Raw genomic sequence first — 3,493 nt, 5'->3', positions numbered from 1 at the left:
AAGCGCTGGCTGGATAACTTCCTGATTGCCGTTGTCTTTCTGGTGTTCGCCGGGTTTGTCTGGTTTGTCTTTTCCGTAACCGGGGCTTTTCTTGGGATCCCACTGGGCTACAAACTTTGGATGCGGCTCTGGCTGCCTTTGTTTCAGCCGGCTTTGGGGATCCTGATGGCCGGGGCGGTGGTGAGCGGAGTGTGGGGCTGGCTGGAAAAACGCCGCTCCCAACAATCATGATCATCAATAGAACTGAAGATCCCGTGGCGCAGGGGAGCCCCAGACTGGCTCTATACTGGAAACGTATCTAAATGTTGAGCACCTGAGGCGGTCTGGCGTCGTGTTTGTTCTGTCCGGCTACGAGTATTTGCTGGTTTTCCTGATCCTCTGCTCTCTGCTGCCGGTTTTGGCTCTGGGGGCTTCCGCACTCTTGGCGCCAAAGCGGCGGGGATCCCTGCGGCGCAGCACTTACGAGTCGGGCATGGAGCCGTTTGGGCAAGCCTGGATCCAGTTCAACATTCGCTACTACATGTTCGCACTGGTCTTCGTCATTTTCGATGTAGAGACGGTGTTCCTCTATCCCTGGGCAGTGGCGTTTCACCGCTTGGGGCTGTTGGCCTTTGTGGAGGCCCTGATTTTCATCGCCATCCTTGTGGTGGGTCTTGTGTACGCCTGGAGAAAAGGAGCATTGGAATGGTCATGACGTCTGAGAAATCGCAAGTCTTGTTTCCGGGGGCTGCCCCCCAGGTGACTACCGACCTCTCCAACAACGTCGTTCTGACGACGGTGAACGACCTGTACAACTGGGCTAAGATGTCCAGCCTCTGGCCGCTGCTCTACGGCACCGCCTGCTGCTTCATCGAGTTTGCCGCCATGCTGGGATCCCGCTTTGACTTCGACCGCTTTGGCCTGCTGCCTCGTTCTTCGCCGCGCACGGCTGATTTGATCATCACGGCAGGTACGGTCACCATGAAAATGGCGCCGGCGTTGGTCAAGCTTTACCAGCAAATGGCTGAGCCGAAGTACGTGATCGCCATGGGGGCCTGCACCATCAGCGGTGGCATGTTCAGCTCCGATTCCTACACGGCAGTGCGGGGGGTGGACAAGCTGATCCCGGTGGATGTGTACATTCCCGGCTGCCCTCCTCGTCCAGAAGCGATCATGGATGCCATTGTCAAGCTGCGCAAGAAGATCGCCGCCGAGGACATGCGGGAACGAGGCCGTCTGCAGCAAACCCACCGCTACTACACGGTTAAGCACAACCTCAAGCCTGTGCCGGAGATCATCACCGGCAAGTATCTGGAGAGCGAGACCCGCCAAGCTCCCCCGCCAGAGCTGGCTGCGGCCATTGGCTTGCCAGTGCCCCCGGCCTTGCAAACCGCCGACTTTAAGCGGGCGGAACAGCAGCTCAAAGCCTTGCAGGGAGGAGTGTGAGATGGCAGAGGAGAATGCCCAGGAAAAACAAGCGCCGCCATCCGCAGGCGAGCAGTCGGAACCCTTGGTGACGTTGGAGCGGGGCCCGGTTTCCCAGTTTCTGGCCGACAACGGCTTCGAGCACCAGTATTTGGGGAGAGACGCAGCGGGGGTAGAGCTGTTGGAGGTGGAGCGGGACTTTCTCCTACCCTTGTGTACCGCCCTCTATGCCTACGGCTTTAACTACCTGGAGTGTCAGTGCGGGTATGACCTGGGGGCAGGGCAGCCACTGGTCAGCCTTTACCACCTGATCAAGCTGTCAGACGGGGCGGATCGCCCTCAGGAGGTGCGGCTCCAGGTAAAGTTGCCTCGCCACGATCCACGGCTGCCTTCCGTATACTGGATTTGGAAGTCGGCGGATTGGCAGGAACGGGAAACCTACGACATGTACGGCATTGTTTTCGAGGGACACCCGAACCTGAAGCGGATTTTAATGCCGGAAGACTGGATAGGTTGGCCCCTGCGCAAGGACTACATCACGCCTGACTTCTATGAGCTGCAGGATGCCTACTGATTGGGGATCCCTGACCTGGTGAGCAGCGTTGAATAGGATGGGTTGAGATGTGGCCTTTTTTGCTCTTGGCAATCTACGCAGGTGGAGTTTGGTACTCGGCCCGCAAGGCGGATCGCATCTATTCGGGCTCCGGGAAGTGGGTGGTATCGGCCCTCTGGCCGGTGCTGCTGCTCTCGAACCGTCAGTTTCGCCAAAATTGGCGTCGTCCCCTGAACAAGTAAGTTGAGTGAGTCTGGATCCCTGGAATCCTCACCTGTGATCGCTCCTGAGCAACACCTACGCGACCCGAGTCTTTCTCTATCGACACCTCAGGCCACGCAGAAGTTGCGGGAGTTGATTGTCAGCCGCATTCGCGCTCAGGGACCGGTGACCTTTGCCCAGTTTATGGAGTGGGCTCTCTACGAGCCAGGGTTGGGCTATTACGAGCAGGGATCCCCGATTGGCCCCGACTACCTCACCTCTCCCCACCTGGCGGCGGACTTTGCCCAACTGTTGGCAGAGCAGATCCACCAGTTCTGGCACATTTTGGGATCCCCCTCTGCCTTCACGGTCATCGAGATGGGGGCAGGCAGCGGTCGCCTGGCCCAGGATTGGCTGACCTACGTGCGCTCTGCAAGGCCTGCGGCCCGCTTACGCGAACAGCCCTCTTTTTGGCAGGCGCTGGACTATGGGATTTTGGAGCGTTCTGCCCATCTGCGGCAGCTCCAGCAGGAGCGGTTGGCCCCTTTTGGGGAGAAGGTGCGCTGGTTGGATTGGGACGGGATCCCGGATAACTCAGTTACAGGCTGCTTTTTCTCCAATGAGCTGGTGGATGCTTTTCCGGTGCATCGGGTGCAGGTGCAGGATGGGGCTTTGCGAGAAATCTATGTCGATTGCGGCGAGGCTGCAGAAGCCAACTTCCGGGAAGTGCTGGGGGATCTGTCCACTCCTGAGCTGAGGGAGTATTTTGCCCGCTTGGGGATCCCTGTAGAAACTTATCCGTCCGGTTACCAAACCGAGGTGAACCTGAAAGCCTTGGAGTGGCTGCAGCTGCTGGCCCGTAAGCTCCGGCGAGGCTACGTGCTCACCATCGATTATGGCCACACCGCCCAGCGCTACTACAGCCCCCACCGCGCCCAAGGTACGCTCCTGGCCTATCGACAGCACGGCAGCTACACGGATCCCTATGTTCGGGTGGGATCCCAGGATCTCACCGCTCATGTGGACTTTACCACCCTAGAGCAGGTGGGAGAATCTCTGGGGCTAAGATGCCTGGGGTTCACCCGGCAAAGCAGCTTTTTGGTCAACCTGGGATTGACCGAGCGGCTGGCCGCCCTTAGCCAAATGGGGAACCCGGTTGATGGCGAAGCTGTGGATGTGGGCCAGGTTTTGCGGCGGCGACATGCTCTTCACGCGCTGCTGGATCCCATGGGGTTGGGGGGCTTTGGAGTATTGGTGCAGGCTAAGGGCCTGACCCCCTCAGAATATGCTCATCCTCTGCGGGGCTTTGGCGAGCCGGAGCCGTGAGCCATTTCG

Annotated in this window: 6 protein-coding genes; all 6 read left to right on the top strand. The window is 58.9% G+C overall.

What is annotated here, in order from left to right; translation table 11 throughout:
• Positions 1 to 231, top strand: a 231-nt coding sequence (locus tag NW820_RS11115; protein WP_414407513.1) for a hypothetical protein, incomplete at its 5' end; no start/stop codon positions are given.
• 100 nt (positions 232 to 331) lie between these two features.
• Positions 332 to 694, top strand: coding sequence for a photosynthetic/respiratory NAD(P)H-quinone oxidoreductase subunit C (ndhC, locus tag NW820_RS11110; RefSeq protein ID WP_414331498.1), 363 nt, complete (start codon positions 332 to 334; stop codon positions 692 to 694).
• Positions 685 to 1,425, top strand: a complete 741-nt coding sequence (locus tag NW820_RS11105; protein WP_414331499.1) for an NADH dehydrogenase subunit K — start codon at positions 685 to 687, stop codon at positions 1,423 to 1,425. The genes ndhC and NW820_RS11105 overlap by 10 nt, the downstream gene beginning before the upstream one ends.
• Before the next feature lies 1 nt (position 1,426).
• The gene (locus tag NW820_RS11100) at positions 1,427 to 1,978 is read left to right on the top strand and encodes an NAD(P)H-quinone oxidoreductase subunit J (RefSeq protein WP_414407512.1); all 552 of its coding nucleotides are present in this window, start codon (positions 1,427 to 1,429) and stop codon (positions 1,976 to 1,978) included.
• 47 nt (positions 1,979 to 2,025) lie between these two features.
• Positions 2,026 to 2,199 carry a hypothetical protein gene (locus NW820_RS11095; protein WP_414331502.1) on the top strand — a complete coding sequence of 58 codons (174 nt, stop codon included), beginning with the start codon at positions 2,026 to 2,028 and terminating at the stop codon, positions 2,197 to 2,199.
• Between the two features lies 1 nt (position 2,200).
• Positions 2,201 to 3,484: a class I SAM-dependent methyltransferase gene (locus tag NW820_RS11090; protein WP_414407511.1), complete on the top strand. Its 1,284-nt coding sequence runs from the start codon at positions 2,201 to 2,203 to the stop codon at positions 3,482 to 3,484.
• Positions 3,485 to 3,493: the final 9 nt, after the last annotated feature.

This window comes from Synechococcus sp. R55.7 (assembly GCF_047461955.1).
Lineage (GTDB): Bacteria > Cyanobacteriota > Cyanobacteriia > Thermostichales > Thermostichaceae > Thermostichus.
Note: the sequence above shows the minus strand (reverse complement) of the source record. Positions and strands in the feature narration are given on the sequence as shown.

Bases quoted from the DNA above. Each gene is read 5' to 3' on its own strand.
- NW820_RS11105 (WP_414331499.1), top strand. From the start codon at position 685: ATGGTCATGACGTCTGAGAAATCGCAAGTCTTGTTTCCGGGGGCTGCC.
- NW820_RS11100 (WP_414407512.1), top strand. From the start codon at position 1,427: ATGGCAGAGGAGAATGCCCAGGAAAAACAAGCGCCGCCATCCGCAGGC.
- NW820_RS11095 (WP_414331502.1), top strand. From the start codon at position 2,026: ATGTGGCCTTTTTTGCTCTTGGCAATCTACGCAGGTGGAGTTTGGTAC.